The following is a 16,532-nucleotide window of genomic DNA, read 5'->3' as shown; positions in this document are numbered from 1 at the left end:
TTACTGCTCGCCGCTATTGGTGGCGGCGAGTGCGCTGCGGACCTGCTCCACCGCCTTGGCGTTGCGGGTGACGCCCAGTTCCTTTTCGATCGCGCGTTCGAATTGCTGCCCATATTCCTGGCCGACCACATCGGCGAGCTGGGTGCGGACCTGGTTCAGCAAGGCAGGCTGGTTCTTGGCGTCGCCGCGCTCGATCTTGTTTAGCTGGACGACGAAATAGCCGCGATCCTGGCCGATCGGCAGCGTCTTGACCGTGTTCGCCGCCATCGCAAAGAGGATGGCGACTTCGGCCGGGGGACGCTGCTCGCCGCGCATGATGTCGGCGCGGCGGCCACCCAGCATCTGCGGCGCGGGCAGCTTGACGCCGGCCTGGGCGATGGCGTCGGCCAGCTTTGCGCCCTTGGCGACCTTCGCCTGGATCTGCTCGGCCAGCGCCTTCGCCTTCAGGTTGCCGGCATTCAGCTTATATTGCGCGAGCACCAGTTGCTTGACTTCGGCCAGTGGCGGCGGCGCGGCGGTGGTGATCTCGCCCGGCGCGGCGAGCGCATAACGCTTGTCCGCGGTGATCGGGATCAACTGCGCATCGTCGTCCGCGCTCATCGCGAAGACGGGGGCGAGCAGCGGCTGGATGTCGGCCGGGGCGGCATAGGCCTGGTCCTTCACCTGCTTGCCGGTAGCCAGCAGGGGCGGGCTGGTTTCCAGCTTCAGGCCATTATCCTTCGCCACTTCCTCGAAGCTGTCGCCATTGGCGATCGCATCCTCGATCTTGCCGGTGAAGTCGGACAAGAGCTGCTTTTCCTTCTGCGCGCGCAGCGCCGTGACGATCTCGCCGCGCACCGCGTCCAGCGGCCGGGCGGGAGTTTCCTTCGTCGCGGTGACGCGCAGCAGCAGCCAGCCGAGCGATCCGCGCACCGGGCCGATCAGGTCGCCCTGCTTGCCCGCGAACACGGCGTCGGCGACGCCCTTGCCCGCCGTGGCGGTCAGCGCTTCGCGGCTCTGGTCGGCCAGGGTCGATACGGCGAGGCCAGCGCCCTGGGCTGCGGCGGCGAGCGACTTGCCGCCCTTCACCTGATCGGCGATCGCCTTGGCGCCCGCCTGGGTCGGCAGCACGAGCTGCTCGACGCTGCGGCTTTGCCTGGCGGCGTAGGCGGCCTTGTTCTGGTTGTAGCTGGCGCTGATCTCAGCCTCGGTCGGCTGGGCCGCCTGGGCGAAACGCTCGGCATCGACCACGGCGTAGCGGATGCGACGCTGTTCGGGGATGGTGAAGCGGCTGGCGTTCTTCTTGTAATAGTCGGCCAGTTGCGCGTCGGTCGGATTCTTGTCGTCGAGGAAGGCGACCGCCGGGATCGCCGCGACCGTGCCCTGACGCGCTTCGAGCAGCAGCGAGGCGTAGGGCAGGACCATGCTGTCGGTCAGCTTCACGCCCAGGCCCACCGGGGCGAGCAGGTGGCGTTGGAGGATTTCGCGGCTGATGTCATCCCGCAGCGCCTGTTCGGTCAGCCGTTCGCGCACCAGAAGGGCGCGGAAATTGTCGTTGCTGAAATTGCCGGCGGCGTCCTGAAAGGCGGGGATTTGCGCGATCTGCGCGTCGACCAGCCGCTTGGAGATATGCACGCCCTGATCGTCGGCGAACGCCTTGAGCGTCAGGGACGCCACCAACTGGTCGAACACTTGGCGCGCGCCGCCCTGCTCGAAGAAATCGCCGATCTGGAGGCCGGGATTGGTGCGGCGCGCATTTTCGAACACGCGCTGCACCCGATCCTGCAATTCCGTTTCCGTGAGCTTGTAGCCGTCCGCCTTGGCCGCAGTCGCGCCGCCCCCCAGCGGGCTGCCGTAATTGCCGCTGGTGACGTCCCCCAGGATGAAGGCCGCAGCGATCACCCCCAGGAAAAGGATGGCGAAAAGCGCGCCGAATTTGGATCGGATGAAGCTGCGAAAGACAGAAAGCATGGGGGTTCCAGAACTACGGGCGTTATGGCGGCCCGCTTTAGGCGCGGATGCGCGCGGCGGCAAGGCTTGGACTGGACAAATGCGCGAGCGCCGTTCATCGCCTTATCCCTGTGCCGGGACGATCCAAGGAGGCGCGGTCTGAAAGGCCTTTGGCCTGAAAGACCGTCGGGGATCGGCCGGGCGCATCGTGCGGCAATAATCACAAGGGACCAAGATTGATGGACAGGCGCAAGCTGGTTGTCGGCAACTGGAAGATGAACGGCCTGATGGCGCAATTGGGCGAGGTAGCGGCGATCGGCGCGCTGGCGGCCGATCATGGCGATGTGGAAGTGGGCCTGTGCCTGCCCGCGACGTTGATCGCGGCGGCCGACGGGCAGAAGGGCGGGGCCTTCATCGGCGCGCAGGATTGCCACATGCAGGGCAACGGCGCGCATACCGGCTGCCTGTCGGCGGCGATGCTGGCCGAGGCCGGCGCCAGCTGGACCATCGTGGGCCATAGCGAGCGGCGGCAGGACCAGGGTGAAAGCGACGCGGATGTCGCGGCCAAGGCGATGGCGGCCAGGGCAGCCGGATTGAACGTCATATTGTGCGTGGGCGAAAGCCTGGACGTGCGCGATGCGGGCGATGCGGAAGCGGTGGTTTCGGCGCAATTGCTGGCATCCTTGCCGGACGGCGCCTCGGCCGATTGGCTGGCGGTCGCTTATGAACCCATTTGGGCGATCGGCACCGGGCGCATCCCGACGATGGAGGCGGTCGCCACCATGCACGCCGCGCTGCGCGCCGCTTTGGCCAGCCGCATCGGCGGCGAAGCGGGTGCGATGCGCATACTTTACGGCGGGTCGATGAACGGCGAGAATGCCGCCGAACTGCTGGGAATCGCCGATGTAGACGGCGGGCTGGTGGGAGGCGCTAGCCTGACCGCGGCGAAATTCGCCCCGATCGTGGCGGCGGCGGACGGCAATTTGGCCGTGGCGGCTTGAGCGAAGGCCCAGCGATTTTTTCCATTCGGTCTGGGTGAAGTCGAAGCCTTTTACTGAGCGGAGCGAAGTGACTTCGCTCCGCTCAGTCGTGCCCTTCGACTTCGCTCAGGGCGATCGGTGAAAGGGTTTCGTGGAAGAGGACGAAGGTCGCACCCCTCATAGGTTGCCCCCACGACGCTTCGTCGCTATGTGCGCGCCAACGCATCCTATAGTACCGGACACCCCGTCGCATGTTCACCTTCCTTCTCGTCGTGCAGGCCATCATCGCGGCCCTGTTGGTCGCCGTCATCCTGATGCAGAAGTCGGAAGGCGGGGGCCTTGGCGTAGGCGGCAGCCCGGCGGGCCTGATGTCGGCGCGCGGCGCGGCGGATTTCCTGACCCGGTCGACCACGGTGCTGGCGACGATCTTCGTTACCCTGTCGATCGTCATGGCGGTGATCGCATCGGTGCGTCATGCGCCCAGCGACATCGACACATCGCTGGTCAAGCAGGCTCCGGCGACGCAGAACGCCCCGGCCCCCGCCGGTAACGCCGATCCGCTGGCGGGCGTCGCCAGCAATGCGGCGTCCTCGACTCCGGCGGCCAATGGCGCGGTTCCGCTCGCCAACTAAACCTTTCACCGATCTTTCGATCTTTTTTTAGCGTGCGTGGATTCGCGCGCTTGCCCTTTGTTGTTCCGAAAGGCTAAGCCTCTCCTCCCATGACGCGGTATATTTTCATCACCGGCGGCGTGGTCTCCTCGCTTGGCAAGGGCCTGATGGCCGCTTCGCTTGCAGCGCTGCTGCAGGCGCGAGGTTTCCGTGTGCGAATCCGGAAATTCGACCCCTATCTCAACGTCGATCCGGGCACGATGAGCCCGTATCAGCATGGCGAAGTCTATGTGACCGACGACGGGGCGGAAACCGACCTGGACCTTGGCCATTATGAGCGCTTTACCGGCGTTTCCGCGCGCCAGAGCGACAATGTGACGCAGGGCCGCGTGTACCAGACGATTATCCAGCGCGAGCGGCGCGGCGATTATCTGGGCGCGACGGTGCAGGTCATTCCGCACGTGACCGACGAGATCAAGGCGTTCGCGCTGGCCGACACCGACGATATCGATTTCGTGCTGTGCGAGATTGGCGGCACGGTGGGCGACATCGAATCGCTGCCCTTCATGGAAGCGATTCGCCAGCTCCATAACGACCTGGATCGCGGCCAGTCGATCTTCGTCCATGTGACGCTGGTGCCGTACATTGCGGCCGCGGGCGAGTTGAAGACCAAGCCGACCCAGCGCAGCGTGCGCGACCTGACCTCGCTGGGCATCCAGCCCGACATCCTTCTGTGCCGTTGCGAGCATCCGCTGCCTGACAGCGAGCGCCAGAAGATTGCGCTGTTCTGCAACGTGCGTCCCGAAGCGGTCATTCCCGCGCTCGACGCCAGCAGCATCTACGCCGTGCCGCATCAATATCATGCCGAAGGGCTGGACGCGGAAGTGCTGCGCGCCTTTGGCATCAAGGATGCGCCCACGCCCCAGATGGCCCGCTGGGACGACATCATGGATCGCCAGCAGAACCCCGAAGGCGAAGTGACGATCGGCGTGGTTGGCAAATATGTCGGCCTGCTAGACGCCTATAAGTCGCTCTATGAAGCGCTCAACCATGGCGGCCTGGCCAACCGGGTGAAGGTGAAGGTCAAGTGGATCGACGCTGAACTGTTCGAGAAGGGCGACGACATCGTCGCGAGCCTGGAGCCGATGCACGGCATCCTGGTGCCGGGCGGCTTTGGCGTGCGCGGGTCGGAAGGCAAGATCGCCAGCGTCAAATTCGCGCGCGAACGCAATGTGCCCTTCTTCGGCATTTGCCTGGGGATGCAGATGGCCTGCATAGAGGGCGCGCGGAACACCGCGGGCATTGCGGCGGCCTCCACTACCGAATTTGGCGATACATCCGAGCCGGTCGTCGGCCTCATCACCGAATGGATGAGCACCGAAGGCCTGCAGAAGCGCACCGCCGACACCGACCTGGGCGGCACGATGCGGCTGGGCGCCTATCCGGCTAAGCTGACCGGCAATAGCGTTGTGGCGGGCATATACGGCGCCAACGACATTAGCGAGCGGCACCGCCATCGCTATGAGGTCAATGCCGGCTATCGCGAACCGTTGGAAAAGGGCGGCCTGATCTTTTCCGGCATGTCGCCCGACGGCACGCTGCCCGAAATCGTCGAGCGGCCCGACCATCCCTGGTTCGTGGGCGTGCAGTTCCACCCGGAATTGAAGTCCAAGCCGTTCGACCCGCATCCCCTCTTCGCCAGCTTCATCGAAGCGGCGGTCAAGCAGAGCCGGTTGGTGTAAACAAAGGCGGGGCCGGAGTGGCGTCGGATACGGAAATCTTCATCCTGTTCACCCCCATCAAGTGACGGGATGGACTATCAAATGGTCCAAATCAAAATGCCGCCGGCGTCAGTTTCAGCATCCGGCCCTGCGATCCGTCGCCGCCATCCTCCAGCAGCCAGAGCGCGCCATCAGGCCCTTGCTCCACCTCGCGGATGCGGGCGCCCATATCCCACTGGTCGGCCTTTTGCGCCTTGTCGCCGTCCAGCTTCACCCGGACCAGGCTCTGGCTCGACAGGCCGCCGATGAACAGCGATCCCTGCCATTGCGGGAAGAGGTCGCCCGAATAATAGAGCAGGCCGCCGGGCGAGATAACGGGGTTCCAACTGACTTTCGGGGCTTCATACCCGTCGCCCGGCGCATGGTCGGGAATGTCGCGGCCGTCATAATGGCTGCCGTTCGACGCCTTGGGATAGCCATAGTTGAGGCCGGGCTTTATGAGGTTCACTTCGTCGCCGCCCTTCGGCCCCATTTCCTGTTCCCACAAGCGGCCGTCCTTGTCGAAGGCGAGGCCCAGCAGGTTGCGATGGCCGTAGGACCAGATGGCCGGGTTGAAGCCCTGGGCCGCGAGGGGATTATTCGCCGCGGGCGTGCCGTCGAGGTTCAGGCGCAGGACTTTGCCCAGCGTTGCCTTGGGGTCTTGCGCGGGATCGAATTTCTGCCGCTCGCCATTGGTGAAGAAAAGATATTTTCCGTCCGGCGAGAAAGCGATGCGGCCGGAATAGTGGCCGTTGCCATCGACATAGGGGCTGGCACGGAAGAGGACGGTTACGCCGTCCAGCTTCGTCGCGCCGTCGCTGGCTTGCGCGAAAATGCCCTTCGCCAACGCCACGCCCTTCACCCCGTCGCGCTCTTCGGAGAAGCTGAAATAAACAGCCTTGTCTTTGGCGAAGGTCGGTGAGGGCGCTACGTCCATCAATGCGCCTTGGCCTGCGCTGTCCACTTTAGGGATGCCAGCGATCGGGATTTTGGTGCCGTTCTTGGGATCGAACAGGATCATCTCGCCCTTCTTCTCCGTCACCAGGGCGCGGCCGTCGGGCAGGAAGGTCATGGCCCAGGGCGAATCGAAATCGGCGATGACGGAGGTCCTGAAGGGCTTGTCCGCCGTGGCGGTCGTCTGGCTGCTGGCTCCTTCGCCCGAACAGGCGATCAGGATGAGGGGCAGGGCGAAGGCGATCGGGTGGCGCATCAGTGTCTCCGGCGGTTCGGGCGGTCGAAGCGTGTATCTTGGCTGCTAGAATGAGCGACAACGAATAATGTTGCAGATTTCCCCTGCTACGCCTATATCGCTCTTGCTTCCTTACATCGTTACACATGTCAGGGTCGCAAGCGAAACGCTTGCGGCGCTTCTAGGTCTGCGACATGGGGAAGCGCGCATAGAGTTTCTGGAGATTGCATGGCGGACATCGCCCTATTGACTGCGCTGATCGAACCGGAGGTGAAGGCCCTGGGCTTCGATCTCGTGCGGATCAAGCTGTTCGGGTCGGGCGACGAGCATACGTTGCAGATCATGGCCGAAGACCCCAAGACCAAGCAATTGGTCATCGAGGATTGTGCTGCCATTTCGCGCCGTATTTCCGACGTGATGGACGAGGCCGATCCGATCGAGGAAGCTTATCGGCTGGAAGTCAGCTCGCCGGGCATCGACCGGCCGTTGACCCGGTTGCACGACTTTATCGAATGGGCCGGCCATGAAGCCAAGATCACCGCGACGGAAATCGTCGATGGGCGCAAGAGTTTCCGTGGTGTCCTGAACGGGGTCGAAGGCGACAATATCCTGTTTACCGACGCGAAGAGTGGCGACGTCGTCATTCCTTTCGCGCTGGTCAGCGACGCGAAGCTGCTGCTGACCGACGCGCTCCTTTCTGCTACAATGCCGCTTTCCTCCGATGGGGCGGATGATTTTGAAACCGAAGAATAAGGGTTCATAAAGCCATGGCCAACGCCATTTCCGCCAATCGGGCCGAACTGATCGCGATCGCCAACAGCGTCGCATCCGAAAAGATGATCGACAAGGCGATCGTCATCGAAGCGATGGAAGACGCGATCCAGCGCGCCGCCCGCGCGCGCTATGGCGCCGAAAACGACATCCGTGCCAAGCTGGACCCGGAAACCGGCGACCTGCGCCTGTGGCGCGTCGTCGAGGTGGTCGAACTGGTCGAGGATTATTTCAAGCAGGTCGATTTGAAGGCCGGGCAAAAGCTGAAAAAGGATGCCGTGATCGGCGACTTCATCGTCGATCCGCTGCCCGCGATCGACCTGGGCCGCATCGACGCCCAGTCGGCCAAGCAGGTTATCTTCCAGAAGGTCCGCGACGCCGAGCGTGAGCGCCAGCATGAAGAGTTCAAGGACCGCGTGGGTGAGATCATCACCGGCGTCGTCAAGTCGGTCGAATTCGGCCATGTCGTCGTCAATCTGGGCCGCGCCGAAGGCGTGATCCGCCGTGACCAGCAGATTCCGCGCGAAGTCGTTCGCGTCGGCGATCGCATCCGTTCGGTCGTGCTGAACGTGCGCCGCGAAAATCGCGGGCCGCAGATTTTCCTGAGCCGCGCGCATCCTGAATTCATGAAGAAGCTGTTCGCGCAGGAAGTGCCGGAAATCTACGACGGCGTCATCACCATCATGGCCGCCGCCCGCGATCCGGGCAGCCGCGCCAAGATCGGCGTCATCAGCCGCGATTCGAGCATCGACCCGGTCGGCGCCTGCGTCGGCATGAAGGGCAGCCGCGTGCAGGCCGTCGTGCAGGAAATGCAGGGCGAAAAGATCGACATCATCCCCTGGTCGGAAGATACCGCGACCTTCGTCGTCAATGCGTTGCAGCCGGCCCAGGTCAGCCGCGTCGTCATCGATGAAGAAGAAGAGCGTATCGAAGTCGTCGTCCCCGACGATCAGTTGTCGCTCGCCATCGGCCGTCGCGGCCAGAATGTCCGCCTCGCCAGCCAGCTGACCGGCAAGGCGATCGACATCATGACCGAAGCCGACGCCAGCGAGAAGCGCCAGAAGGAATTCGTCAGCCGCTCCGAACTGTTCCAGAACGAACTGGACGTGGACGAGACGCTGTCGCAGTTGCTGGTCGCCGAAGGCTTTGGCGAGCTGGAAGAGGTCGCCTATGTCGAGATCGACGAACTGGCGGCGATCGAAGGCTTTGACGACGAGCTGGCCGCCGAGTTGCAGAACCGCGCGCTTGAAGCGCTGGAGCGCCGCGAGGCCGCTGCCCGCGAGGAACGCACCAATCTGGGCGTCGAGGACGCGCTGGCCGAGATGCCGCATCTGACCGAAGCCATGCTGGTCACGCTGGGCAAGGCGGGCGTCAAGACGCTCGACGACCTGGCCGACCTGGCCACCGACGAACTGGTGCAGAAGAAGCGCGTCGACCAGCGTCGCCGCAAATCGGATAGCGGCGCCGAGGACAAGGGCGGCATATTGGCGGCCTATGGCCTGTCGGACGAGCAGGGCAATGAGATCATCATGGCCGCCCGCGCCCATTGGTTCGAAGACGAGGAAGCCTGAGCCTTCATGTCTTTTATCGACACCCGCCCGGCCGGCCACGCGATCATCGCCGACGCCACCCGGTCGCTCATTGAGCGGCCGGAAGGGCCGGCGGCTGTCCGTTCCGCTTCTCTAGCAAGGGAGGACGCCCATGTTGCGGACACTCCCCGATGAGAGAATAGCGCTTCTCGACAGCGTCGGACTTGCCCTTTCATCCGTTTTGGCGGAGGGGCGCGCATGACCGAACGCAAATGCATATTGACCGGCGACCGCGCCGACCCCGAAACGCTGGTTCGTCTGGCGGTGGGGCCGGAGGGTCAGGTGCTGCCCGACATCCGCGCCAAGGCGCCGGGTCGGGGCGCCTGGATCGGCGTATCGCGCGCCGAACTGGAAACCGCGCTGGCCAAGGGCAAGCTCAAAGGCGCGCTGGCCCGCGCGTTTAAGGATAGCGATCTCCAGATTCCCGACGACCTGCCGGCCATGATCGAATCCGGGCTGCGCAAGACGCTGCTCGACCGGCTGGGGCTGGAAGCGCGCGCGTCGATGCTGCTGACGGGTTCGGAAAAGATTGACGTCGCCTGCCGCAAGGGCCAGGTGCGGTTGCTTCTCCACGCCGCCGATGCGGCGGCCGATGGCAATCGCAAACTGGACCAGGCGCTGCGCGTCGGACAGGAAGCCGAAGGCACGGATTTGGCGGGCATCGTCTTGCCTGTGGACCGGGACGCCCTATCTATGGCAATGGGGCGCGACAATGTCGTCCATATCGCGGTGACCGACTCGCGTGCGGCATCGCGTCTGCGCGGCGCCATCGGCCGCTTGGAAAGCTATCTGGGTTGCGCTAACGGGGCGCCTGTGCATGGGGAGCCTGACTCCGCCGATGTGCCAGGCGTGGTCGCTTAGGTTAAATTCGGATGTGAATTTGTTAAGGGCGCCGACGGGCCTTTCCGGTCGGAGCGGAAGTGAAGGGTTAAGTTCAGTCGTATGAGTGACAGCAAGGAAGACAAGCCGGTTCTGGGCCGCAAGCCACTGGGCATCAAGCGGACCGTGGAATCCGGCCAGGTGCAGCAGCAGTTCAGCCATGGCCGCAAAAATACGGTCGTGGTTGAAGTGAAGCGGCGCCGCGTCCTGGGCAAGCCGGGTGAGACGACCGGTGCAGCCCCTGCGGCTGCGCCCCAGGCCGACCCGGCGCCGGCCGCGCCGCGCCCCGCCGCGCCCGCGCCGCAGCAGACCCGCGCGCCGCAGCCGGCGCCTGTGCGTCAGGCGCCGCCGCAAAGCCTGATGTCGCGTCAGGAATTGCAGGCCAAGCTGCTGCGCGAGGCCGAAGAAGCCCGCATGACCGCGCTGGAGGATGCGCGCCGTCGGGAAGACGCCGCACGCCTGGCCGCCATTGAGGAACAGAAGCGTCGCGCCGAGGAAAATCGCACCGTCGCCGAAACGGCCGATGCGCCGTCTGCGCCCGTCGAACAGGCGACGCCGGAACCTGTCGCCGAAGTCGATGCGCCCGCGCCGCCGACTCAGGCGAAGGCCGCGCCCGTCGAAGAGGAGCAGCCCGCTGCCAGCGCGGCAGCCGCCGCTCCGCCGCCCCCGCGCCGCTTTACTCCGGTGTCGCCGATCAAGCGCCCGGAGCCTGCCAAGCCGGAACGCGCGAAGAAGGGCGAGGATAATCGTCGCCAGGCTGGCAAGCTGACCGTCACCAAGGCGCTGGCCGACGACGACAGCGCCCGCGCCCGCAGCCTCGCCGCGCTCAAGCGCGCGCGTGAAAAGGAGCGTCGCGCCCATTATGCGGGCGGCTCCAAGACCCGTGACAAGCAGGTCCGCGATGTCGTGGTCCCTGAAATCATCACCGTGCAGGAATTGGCCAACCGCATGGCCGAAAAGGGCGCGGACCTGGTCAAGTCGCTGTTCAAGATGGGACAGGCGGTTACGCTCAACCAGCCGATCGATCAGGATACGGCGGAACTGCTGGTCGAAGAATTTGGCCACCGCATCCAGCGCGTGTCCGACGCCGACGTCGAAATCGGCATCGCCGGTGATGATGATGCACCTGAAACGCTGAAAGTCCGCGCGCCGGTCGTCACCATCATGGGCCATGTCGATCACGGCAAGACCTCGCTGCTCGACGCCTTGCGCGGGACCGACGTGGTCGCGGGCGAAAGCGGCGGCATCACCCAGCATATCGGCGCTTATCAGGTGACGACCAAGGGTGGCAACGTCATCACCTTCCTCGACACGCCGGGCCATGAAGCCTTCTCGGAAATGCGCGCCCGCGGCGCCAACGTCACCGACATCGTCATCCTGGTGGTGGCGGCCGACGACGGGCTGATGCCGCAGACGATCGAGGCGATCAACCATACCAAGGCGGCCGGCGTGCCGATGATCGTGGCGATCAACAAGTGCGACAAGCCCGATGCGAACCCGCAAAAGGTGCGCGAGCGCCTGCTGAGCGAGGAGATCGTGGTCGAGGATATGGGCGGCGACGTGCAGGACGTGGAGGTTTCGGCGCTCAAGAAGACCGGCCTCGACCAACTGATCGAGAAGATCCTGCTCCAGGCCGAAGTCATGGAACTGACCGCCAACCCCGATCGCGCCGCCGAAGGCAATGTGATCGAGGCGCAACTCGACAAGGGCCGTGGCGCGGTCGCCACCGTGCTGGTGCGCAAGGGCACGCTCAAGGTCGGCGACACCTTCGTCATCGGCGCGGAAAGCGGCAAGGTTCGCGCGCTGATCAACGACAAGGGGCAGCAGGTGAAGTCGGCTGGTCCCTCAGCCCCGGTCGAGGTGCTGGGCCTGTCCGGCGTTCCCAAGGCGGGCGATCAGCTCACCGTCGTGGAGAATGAAGCGCGCGCCCGCGAAGTCGCGGCCTATCGTCAGGAGCAGATCACGCTCAAGCGGACGGCGTCGGTGCCCACCAACTTCGAGAGCATGTTCTCTGCGCTCAACACCACCATGATCGAATATCCGGTCGTGATCCGGGGCGATGTGCAGGGTTCGGTCGAAGCGATCGTCACTGCGCTCAACCGTATTTCGACCGACGAGATCAAGGTGCGTATTCTCAGCTCCGGCGTGGGTGCGATCACCGAAAGCGACGTGACGCTGGCGGCCGCCAGCCGCGCGCCGCTGATCGGCTTCAACGTCCGTCCCAACGCCAAGGCGCGTCCGCTGGCCGTGCGTGAGAAAATCTCGCTGCGCTATTATGACGTGATCTACGACCTGCTTGAAGAAGTGCGTAACGAAATGGCGGGTCAACTCGCCCCCGAACGCATCGAAACGATCGTGGGTCGGGCCGAAGTGCTGCAGGTGTTCCCGGCCGGCAAGAAGGACAAGGCGGCTGGTCTGCTCGTCCTGGACGGCATCATCCGCAAGGGGCTCAATGCGCGCCTTACCCGGTCGGACGTCATCGTGTCCAAGACGGTCATCCACTCGCTGCGCCGGTTCAAGGATGATGTGTCCGAAGTCCGCGCAGGCATGGAATGCGGCGCGGTCCTGCAGGATACCAACGACATCAAGCCCGGCGACACGCTGGAATTGTTCGAGGTCGAAGAACGTCAGCGTACGCTGTAATAACGGCAAATGCAAAAGCCCCTCCCTTTCGAGGGAGGGGTTGTGGTGGGTCGTGAGCAAAGCGCGCTTCGACGACCTGTCACAGCAGGTTGCTGGCGATTGCCAGCGATCGCATCCACCCCCGACCCTCTTATGAGGGTTACGTGCCCCTCCTAAGACTTGAAAAGGAGGGGGGAGATATAGGCTATGGCCCAACAACCCGAAGGCCCATCCGTCCGCCTGCTCCGTGTGGGCGAACAGGTGCGTCATATCCTTTCCGATATTCTCCAGCGCGGCGACGTGCATGACGACGTGCTGGCCAAGCATGTCGTGAGCGTGACCGAAGTGCGCATGTCGCCCGACCTGCGCCACGCCACCATCTTCATCAAGTCGCTGCTGGGGCAGGATGAGGACGCGGTGCTCAAGGCGTTACGCACCAATACCGCCTATATACAGCGCGCAGTCGCGAACCGCATGACGCTCAAATATGCCGCCAAGCTGAAATTCCTCGCGGACGACAGCTTTGATGAAGGCAGCCATATCGACAAGCTGCTGCGCCAGCCCAAGGTGGCGCAGGATCTGGTGAAGGACGAGGGCGAGGATTGACTTGGCGCACGGTAAGACGCATCTTACCGTCATGAACGCCAAGACCACCCTGTCGGCCAAAGGCCAGGTCGTCATCCCCAAGGATGTGCGCGACAAACTCGGTCTTGCGCCGGGCCAGGTGCTGGATGTCGTCCTCATGGGCGGCGGCGTGCTGCTGAAACCCCAGCATAAAAAGTCCGGCCGCAGTTTTGAAGAGATCATGGCGCGCATCACGGCTCGGATCGATTACAAAGGGCCGCCCGTCAGCATAGAAGACATGAATCTGACCATCGCAGAGCATTGGGCTAAAAGCGGGGAGCAGGGCGACTGGTGAAAGCCGTCGATACCAATATTCTTGCCAGAGCGATGGTCCGAGATGACGACGACCAGGCGGGCGTTGCGGATTCGGTTCTGGCGAATGGCGCATATGTGCCTCTGACAGTGTTGCTTGAAACCGCGTGGCTGCTATCCAGCCGTTATCAGCTCTCGCGATCGGTCGTTGCCGATACGCTGATGGATATAGTGGATTTGCCCAATGTCTCCGTCGAAGAGGGCGGTGCGGTCCAATGGGCGATTGAACGCTATCGGCATGGCGGCGACATCGCTGACGCGCTGCATATTGTCGCTTCGATTCGCGCCGACAGCTTCGTCACGTTCGATCGCGAAATGCTCAGAAAGCTTGGCGATTCTCCTCTGCCAATCGAGGTTTTGAAATGATGCGCGTGATATTGGCCTGCTTATTGTCTTGTGGCGTGGCAGCGGCGTCCTCGCCCGCCTTCGCCAAGGAACCGGCGATCCATCCCGCGGTCATTGCCGATCCCAGGCCGGACGCGGCCTATCCCGCGGGAATGAGCGCTTTCGTCATTCCGGCGGAGGACGGGGCGATGAACGCGGTGCTCTATACCGCCGCCGGTGCGGGCATCCATCCGACATTGCTGTTGCTGCACGGCTTTCCCGGTAACGAGCAGAATCTGGACCTGGCCCAGGCCGTGCGCCGGGCCGGATGGAATGTGCTGACGCTCCATTATCGCGGCAGTTGGGGCAGCCCCGGCGCCTTCTCCTTCGCCAATGCGTCCGACGACGCTTTCACCGCGTTGCAATATCTGCAGCAGCCCTCGGTCGTGGCCAGATATCGCATCGACACCAGCGCGATCGTGGTGGCCGGGCATAGCATGGGCGGCTTCATGGCCGCCGATGCCGCCGCCGCCGACCCGCGCGTGGCGGGGCTGTTCCTGATCGATCCCTGGGATCCGGCGCAAACCGTGGCGGCGCTGGCCACGCCGGAAGGCGAGGCGGGATGGAAGGCCGAAGTGGCGAGCGACCTGCCGCCACTCCATGGCGCGACCTATGAGGGGCTGACCGGCGAGATCAGGGCTGACGGGCAGAAGTTCGACCTGGGCCGTCGCCTGGCCGGCTATGGCCGCCGTCCGCTGACGCTGTTGGGCGCGGAAAAGGGGATCGGCGCCATGGCGCGCAAGGCGGCGGCCGATGCGCAGGGGGCCAATCCATCCGCGCGTTTGATGGTCTGGCCGACCGATCACAGTTTTTCCGACAGCCGCATTGCATTGGCTGACGCACTGGTGCGTTTCCTGGCTGGCGTCGCGCCGACGATCCGCTAATCCGGCGGGGATGGCGAAGCTCTATTTCTATTATAGCTCGATGAATGCGGGGAAATCGACCACCCTGCTGCAATCCGACTTCAACTATCGCGAGCGCGGCATGGAAACCATGCTCTGGACCGCCGCGCTGGACGATCGCTACGGCCGGGGGCGGATCGTGTCGCGCATCGGGCTGGACGCGCAGGCGCATCTGTTCGATCCGCAGGTCGACATCTTCGCCGCCATCGCGGTCCAGCATGAGGCGACGCCGCTGTCCTGCGTGCTGCTGGACGAAGCGCAGTTCCTGACCGAGGCGCAGGTGTGGCAACTCGGCGCGGTCTGCGACCGGCTGGGCATCCCGGTCCTCTGCTACGGCATTCGCACCGATTTTCAGGGCCAGCTTTTCGCCGGCAGCGCGGCGCTATTGGGGCTGGCCGACACGCTGACCGAGATCAAGACGGTGTGCGATTGCGGGCGCAAGGCGACCATGAACCTGCGCGTCGATGCGGGCGGACGGCCGATCCAGCAAGGCGCGCAGACGCAGATTGGCGGCAATGACCGCTATGTCGCGCTGTGCCGCCGGCATTTCGTGGAGCAGATGCGGGGCTGACAGCGGTGGCGACGCGCTATACACGCGCGCCATGCACGGTTGGATCATCCTCGACAAACCCCATGGCCTGGGTTCGACCCAGGCGGTCAGCGCGGTCAAGCGCGCGCTGCGGATCAGCGAGGCGGGCAAGTGGAAGGTCGGCCATGGCGGCACGCTCGATCCGCTGGCGACCGGGGTGCTGCCGATTGCGATCGGGGAAGCGACCAAGCTGGCGGGCCGGATGCTCGACAGCGACAAGATTTACGATTTTACGGTCGCTTTCGGTGTTCAGACCGACACGCTGGACCTGGAGGGAAAGGGAATCGCGCAGAGCGACGTGCGCCCGACGCTGGCGCAGGTGCAGGCGGTCCTGCCGCGCTTCACCGGACCGATCGAGCAAGCGCCGCCGGCCTATAGCGCGATCCTGATCGACGGCCAGCGCGCCTACGACCTCGCCCGCAAAGGGGAAGAGGTCGAGATGAAGCGGCGGTCAGTGACGATCCATGGGCTGCATATATCCTCGTCCCAGGGGGCAGAGGATAGCGGAGTTTGTCCGCAGGGCGGGCTAGCGCAGCTTGGAGCGGGGGAGCGAGAGGCAGGCCCCGCTCCAACTTCGGCCAGGCAGCAAGCTGCCAAGCCTTCATATCCTCTCCCCCATGGGGAGAGGGTTTCAGAGATCACCCTTCGCGCCCACGTCTCCAAGGGCACTTACATCCGCTCCCTGGCCCGCGACATCGCGCTGGCGTTGGGAACGGTCGGCCATGTCACCATGCTGCGCCGGGTGAAGGCAGGGCCGTTCACCCTCGAATCCGCAATTTCGCTGGACAAATTGGACCAAGCTGCTAGGGGCGGCGGCATCGGTGGGCTTATGCTGCCGCTGACGGCGGGGCTGGACGACATCCCGGCTCTCCCCGTCTCTCCCGATCAGGCCATCGCTCTCCGCCAGGGGAAGATACTGACCGGGATCGCCGCCACCGACGGCCAGTATCTGGCGACATTGGGCGATATCCCCGTGGCGCTGGTGCGGTCGGACGATCATCAGATCGTCGTGGTGCGCGGTTTCAACCTGATGTCGAGGGAAGACGATTAGATGACGATTACTGCCGAGCGCAAGGAAGCGCTGATCAAGGAATATGCCCGCGCTGAGGGTGATACGGGTTCGCCAGAGGTTCAGGTTTCGATCCTGACCGAGCGGATCACCAACCTGACCGAGCATTTCAAGGGTCACCACAAGGACAATCATAGCCGTCGTGGTCTGCTGATGATGGTCAACAAGCGTCGTTCGCTGCTGGACTATCTCAAGAAGAAGGATCAGGCGCGCTATGTCGACCTGATCGGTAAGCTGGGCCTGCGCAAGTAAGCCTGCTACAAAGGGACGGCCCCATTCGGGGCCGTTTCCGATTCTGGAATGGGGCGCAATTCGGCGCCCT

General features: G+C 64.1%; 16 protein-coding genes. 14 read left to right on the top strand and 2 right to left on the bottom strand.

Going from position 1 to position 16,532, the window contains the following annotated elements:
- A complete protein-coding gene (locus sphantq_RS04430; RefSeq protein ID WP_272799694.1) occupies positions 1-1,950 on the bottom strand; it encodes a peptidylprolyl isomerase in 1,950 nt (649 codons plus the stop codon).
- Between the two features lie 218 nt (positions 1,951-2,168).
- Between sphantq_RS04430 and tpiA the strand changes: the two genes are divergently transcribed.
- From tpiA to sphantq_RS04415, 3 genes are all read left to right on the top strand, one after another.
- Entirely contained in the window at positions 2,169-2,930 is a 762-nt protein-coding gene (tpiA, locus tag sphantq_RS04425) for a triose-phosphate isomerase (protein ID WP_066603715.1), read from the top strand.
- A gap of 230 nt (positions 2,931-3,160) precedes the next feature.
- Positions 3,161-3,541, top strand: coding sequence for a preprotein translocase subunit SecG (gene secG, locus sphantq_RS04420; RefSeq protein ID WP_066603713.1), 381 nt, complete (start codon positions 3,161-3,163; stop codon positions 3,539-3,541).
- A gap of 89 nt (positions 3,542-3,630) precedes the next feature.
- Positions 3,631-5,262, top strand: coding sequence for a CTP synthase (locus tag sphantq_RS04415; RefSeq protein WP_066603709.1), 1,632 nt, complete (start codon positions 3,631-3,633; stop codon positions 5,260-5,262).
- 91 nt (positions 5,263-5,353) lie between these two features.
- Here the strand turns inward: sphantq_RS04415 and sphantq_RS04410 are convergent, their stop codons facing one another.
- Entirely contained in the window at positions 5,354-6,490 is a 1,137-nt protein-coding gene (locus sphantq_RS04410) for a PQQ-dependent sugar dehydrogenase (protein ID WP_066603708.1), read from the bottom strand.
- A gap of 207 nt (positions 6,491-6,697) precedes the next feature.
- Between sphantq_RS04410 and rimP the strand changes: the two genes are divergently transcribed.
- The 11 genes from rimP to rpsO all read left to right on the top strand — a co-directional run bounded on the left by rimP (position 6,698) and on the right by rpsO (position 16,462).
- The gene (rimP, locus tag sphantq_RS04405; protein ID WP_066603706.1) at positions 6,698-7,222 is read left to right on the top strand and encodes a ribosome maturation protein RimP; all 525 of its coding nucleotides are present in this window, start codon (positions 6,698-6,700) and stop codon (positions 7,220-7,222) included.
- A gap of 14 nt (positions 7,223-7,236) precedes the next feature.
- A complete protein-coding gene (nusA, locus tag sphantq_RS04400) occupies positions 7,237-8,811 on the top strand; it encodes a transcription termination factor NusA (protein ID WP_066603703.1) in 1,575 nt (524 codons plus the stop codon).
- A 216-nt stretch (positions 8,812-9,027) separates the two neighbouring features.
- Positions 9,028-9,690 carry a DUF448 domain-containing protein gene (locus sphantq_RS04395; protein WP_066603700.1) on the top strand — a complete coding sequence of 221 codons (663 nt, stop codon included), beginning with the start codon at positions 9,028-9,030 and terminating at the stop codon, positions 9,688-9,690.
- 81 nt (positions 9,691-9,771) lie between these two features.
- Positions 9,772-12,351 (top strand): translation initiation factor IF-2, encoded by a 2,580-nt coding sequence (infB, locus tag sphantq_RS04390; protein WP_272799693.1) that lies wholly within the window; start codon positions 9,772-9,774, stop codon positions 12,349-12,351.
- A 186-nt stretch (positions 12,352-12,537) separates the two neighbouring features.
- Positions 12,538-12,936, top strand: a complete 399-nt coding sequence (rbfA, locus tag sphantq_RS04385; RefSeq protein ID WP_066603693.1) for a 30S ribosome-binding factor RbfA — start codon at positions 12,538-12,540, stop codon at positions 12,934-12,936.
- Position 12,937: 1 nt separating this feature from the next.
- On the top strand, positions 12,938-13,249 hold the full coding sequence (locus sphantq_RS04380) for an AbrB/MazE/SpoVT family DNA-binding domain-containing protein (RefSeq protein ID WP_272799692.1): 312 nt from the start codon (positions 12,938-12,940) through the stop codon (positions 13,247-13,249).
- Positions 13,246-13,632: a type II toxin-antitoxin system VapC family toxin gene (locus tag sphantq_RS04375; protein WP_129925942.1), complete on the top strand. Its 387-nt coding sequence runs from the start codon at positions 13,246-13,248 to the stop codon at positions 13,630-13,632. Before sphantq_RS04380 ends, sphantq_RS04375 begins: the two co-directional genes overlap by 4 nt.
- Complete coding sequence (locus sphantq_RS04370) at positions 13,632-14,534, top strand: alpha/beta hydrolase family protein (protein ID WP_443021551.1); 903 nt, start codon at positions 13,632-13,634, stop codon at positions 14,532-14,534. The genes sphantq_RS04375 and sphantq_RS04370 overlap by 1 nt, the downstream gene beginning before the upstream one ends.
- Before the next feature lie 10 nt (positions 14,535-14,544).
- Positions 14,545-15,123 (top strand): thymidine kinase, encoded by a 579-nt coding sequence (locus sphantq_RS04365; RefSeq protein ID WP_066603681.1) that lies wholly within the window; start codon positions 14,545-14,547, stop codon positions 15,121-15,123.
- Between the two features lie 31 nt (positions 15,124-15,154).
- Positions 15,155-16,192: a tRNA pseudouridine(55) synthase TruB gene (gene truB, locus sphantq_RS04360; RefSeq protein ID WP_129925944.1), complete on the top strand. Its 1,038-nt coding sequence runs from the start codon at positions 15,155-15,157 to the stop codon at positions 16,190-16,192.
- The gene (gene rpsO, locus sphantq_RS04355) at positions 16,193-16,462 is read left to right on the top strand and encodes a 30S ribosomal protein S15 (protein ID WP_056688046.1); all 270 of its coding nucleotides are present in this window, start codon (positions 16,193-16,195) and stop codon (positions 16,460-16,462) included. It begins immediately after the preceding gene.
- Positions 16,463-16,532 lie beyond the last annotated feature (70 nt).

Source organism: Sphingobium sp. AntQ-1 (assembly GCF_028538045.1).
GTDB classification, from domain to species: Bacteria; Pseudomonadota; Alphaproteobacteria; order Sphingomonadales; family Sphingomonadaceae; genus Sphingobium; species Sphingobium cupriresistens.
Note: the sequence above shows the minus strand (reverse complement) of the source record. Positions and strands in the feature narration are given on the sequence as shown.

Excerpts from the sequence above, each read along its gene's own strand:
- sphantq_RS04430 (WP_272799694.1), bottom strand. The coding sequence starts at position 1,950 with ATGCTTTCTGTCTTTCGCAGCTTCATCCGATCCAAATTCGGCGCGCTT.
- tpiA (WP_066603715.1), top strand. The coding sequence starts at position 2,169 with ATGGACAGGCGCAAGCTGGTTGTCGGCAACTGGAAGATGAACGGCCTG.
- secG (WP_066603713.1), top strand. The coding sequence starts at position 3,161 with ATGTTCACCTTCCTTCTCGTCGTGCAGGCCATCATCGCGGCCCTGTTG.
- sphantq_RS04415 (WP_066603709.1), top strand. The coding sequence starts at position 3,631 with ATGACGCGGTATATTTTCATCACCGGCGGCGTGGTCTCCTCGCTTGGC.
- sphantq_RS04410 (WP_066603708.1), bottom strand. The coding sequence starts at position 6,490 with ATGCGCCACCCGATCGCCTTCGCCCTGCCCCTCATCCTGATCGCCTGT.
- rimP (WP_066603706.1), top strand. The coding sequence starts at position 6,698 with ATGGCGGACATCGCCCTATTGACTGCGCTGATCGAACCGGAGGTGAAG.
- nusA (WP_066603703.1), top strand. The coding sequence starts at position 7,237 with ATGGCCAACGCCATTTCCGCCAATCGGGCCGAACTGATCGCGATCGCC.
- sphantq_RS04395 (WP_066603700.1), top strand. The coding sequence starts at position 9,028 with ATGACCGAACGCAAATGCATATTGACCGGCGACCGCGCCGACCCCGAA.
- infB (WP_272799693.1), top strand. The coding sequence starts at position 9,772 with ATGAGTGACAGCAAGGAAGACAAGCCGGTTCTGGGCCGCAAGCCACTG.
- rbfA (WP_066603693.1), top strand. The coding sequence starts at position 12,538 with ATGGCCCAACAACCCGAAGGCCCATCCGTCCGCCTGCTCCGTGTGGGC.
- sphantq_RS04370 (WP_443021551.1), top strand. The coding sequence starts at position 13,632 with ATGCGCGTGATATTGGCCTGCTTATTGTCTTGTGGCGTGGCAGCGGCG.
- sphantq_RS04365 (WP_066603681.1), top strand. The coding sequence starts at position 14,545 with ATGGCGAAGCTCTATTTCTATTATAGCTCGATGAATGCGGGGAAATCG.
- truB (WP_129925944.1), top strand. The coding sequence starts at position 15,155 with ATGCACGGTTGGATCATCCTCGACAAACCCCATGGCCTGGGTTCGACC.
- rpsO (WP_056688046.1), top strand. The coding sequence starts at position 16,193 with ATGACGATTACTGCCGAGCGCAAGGAAGCGCTGATCAAGGAATATGCC.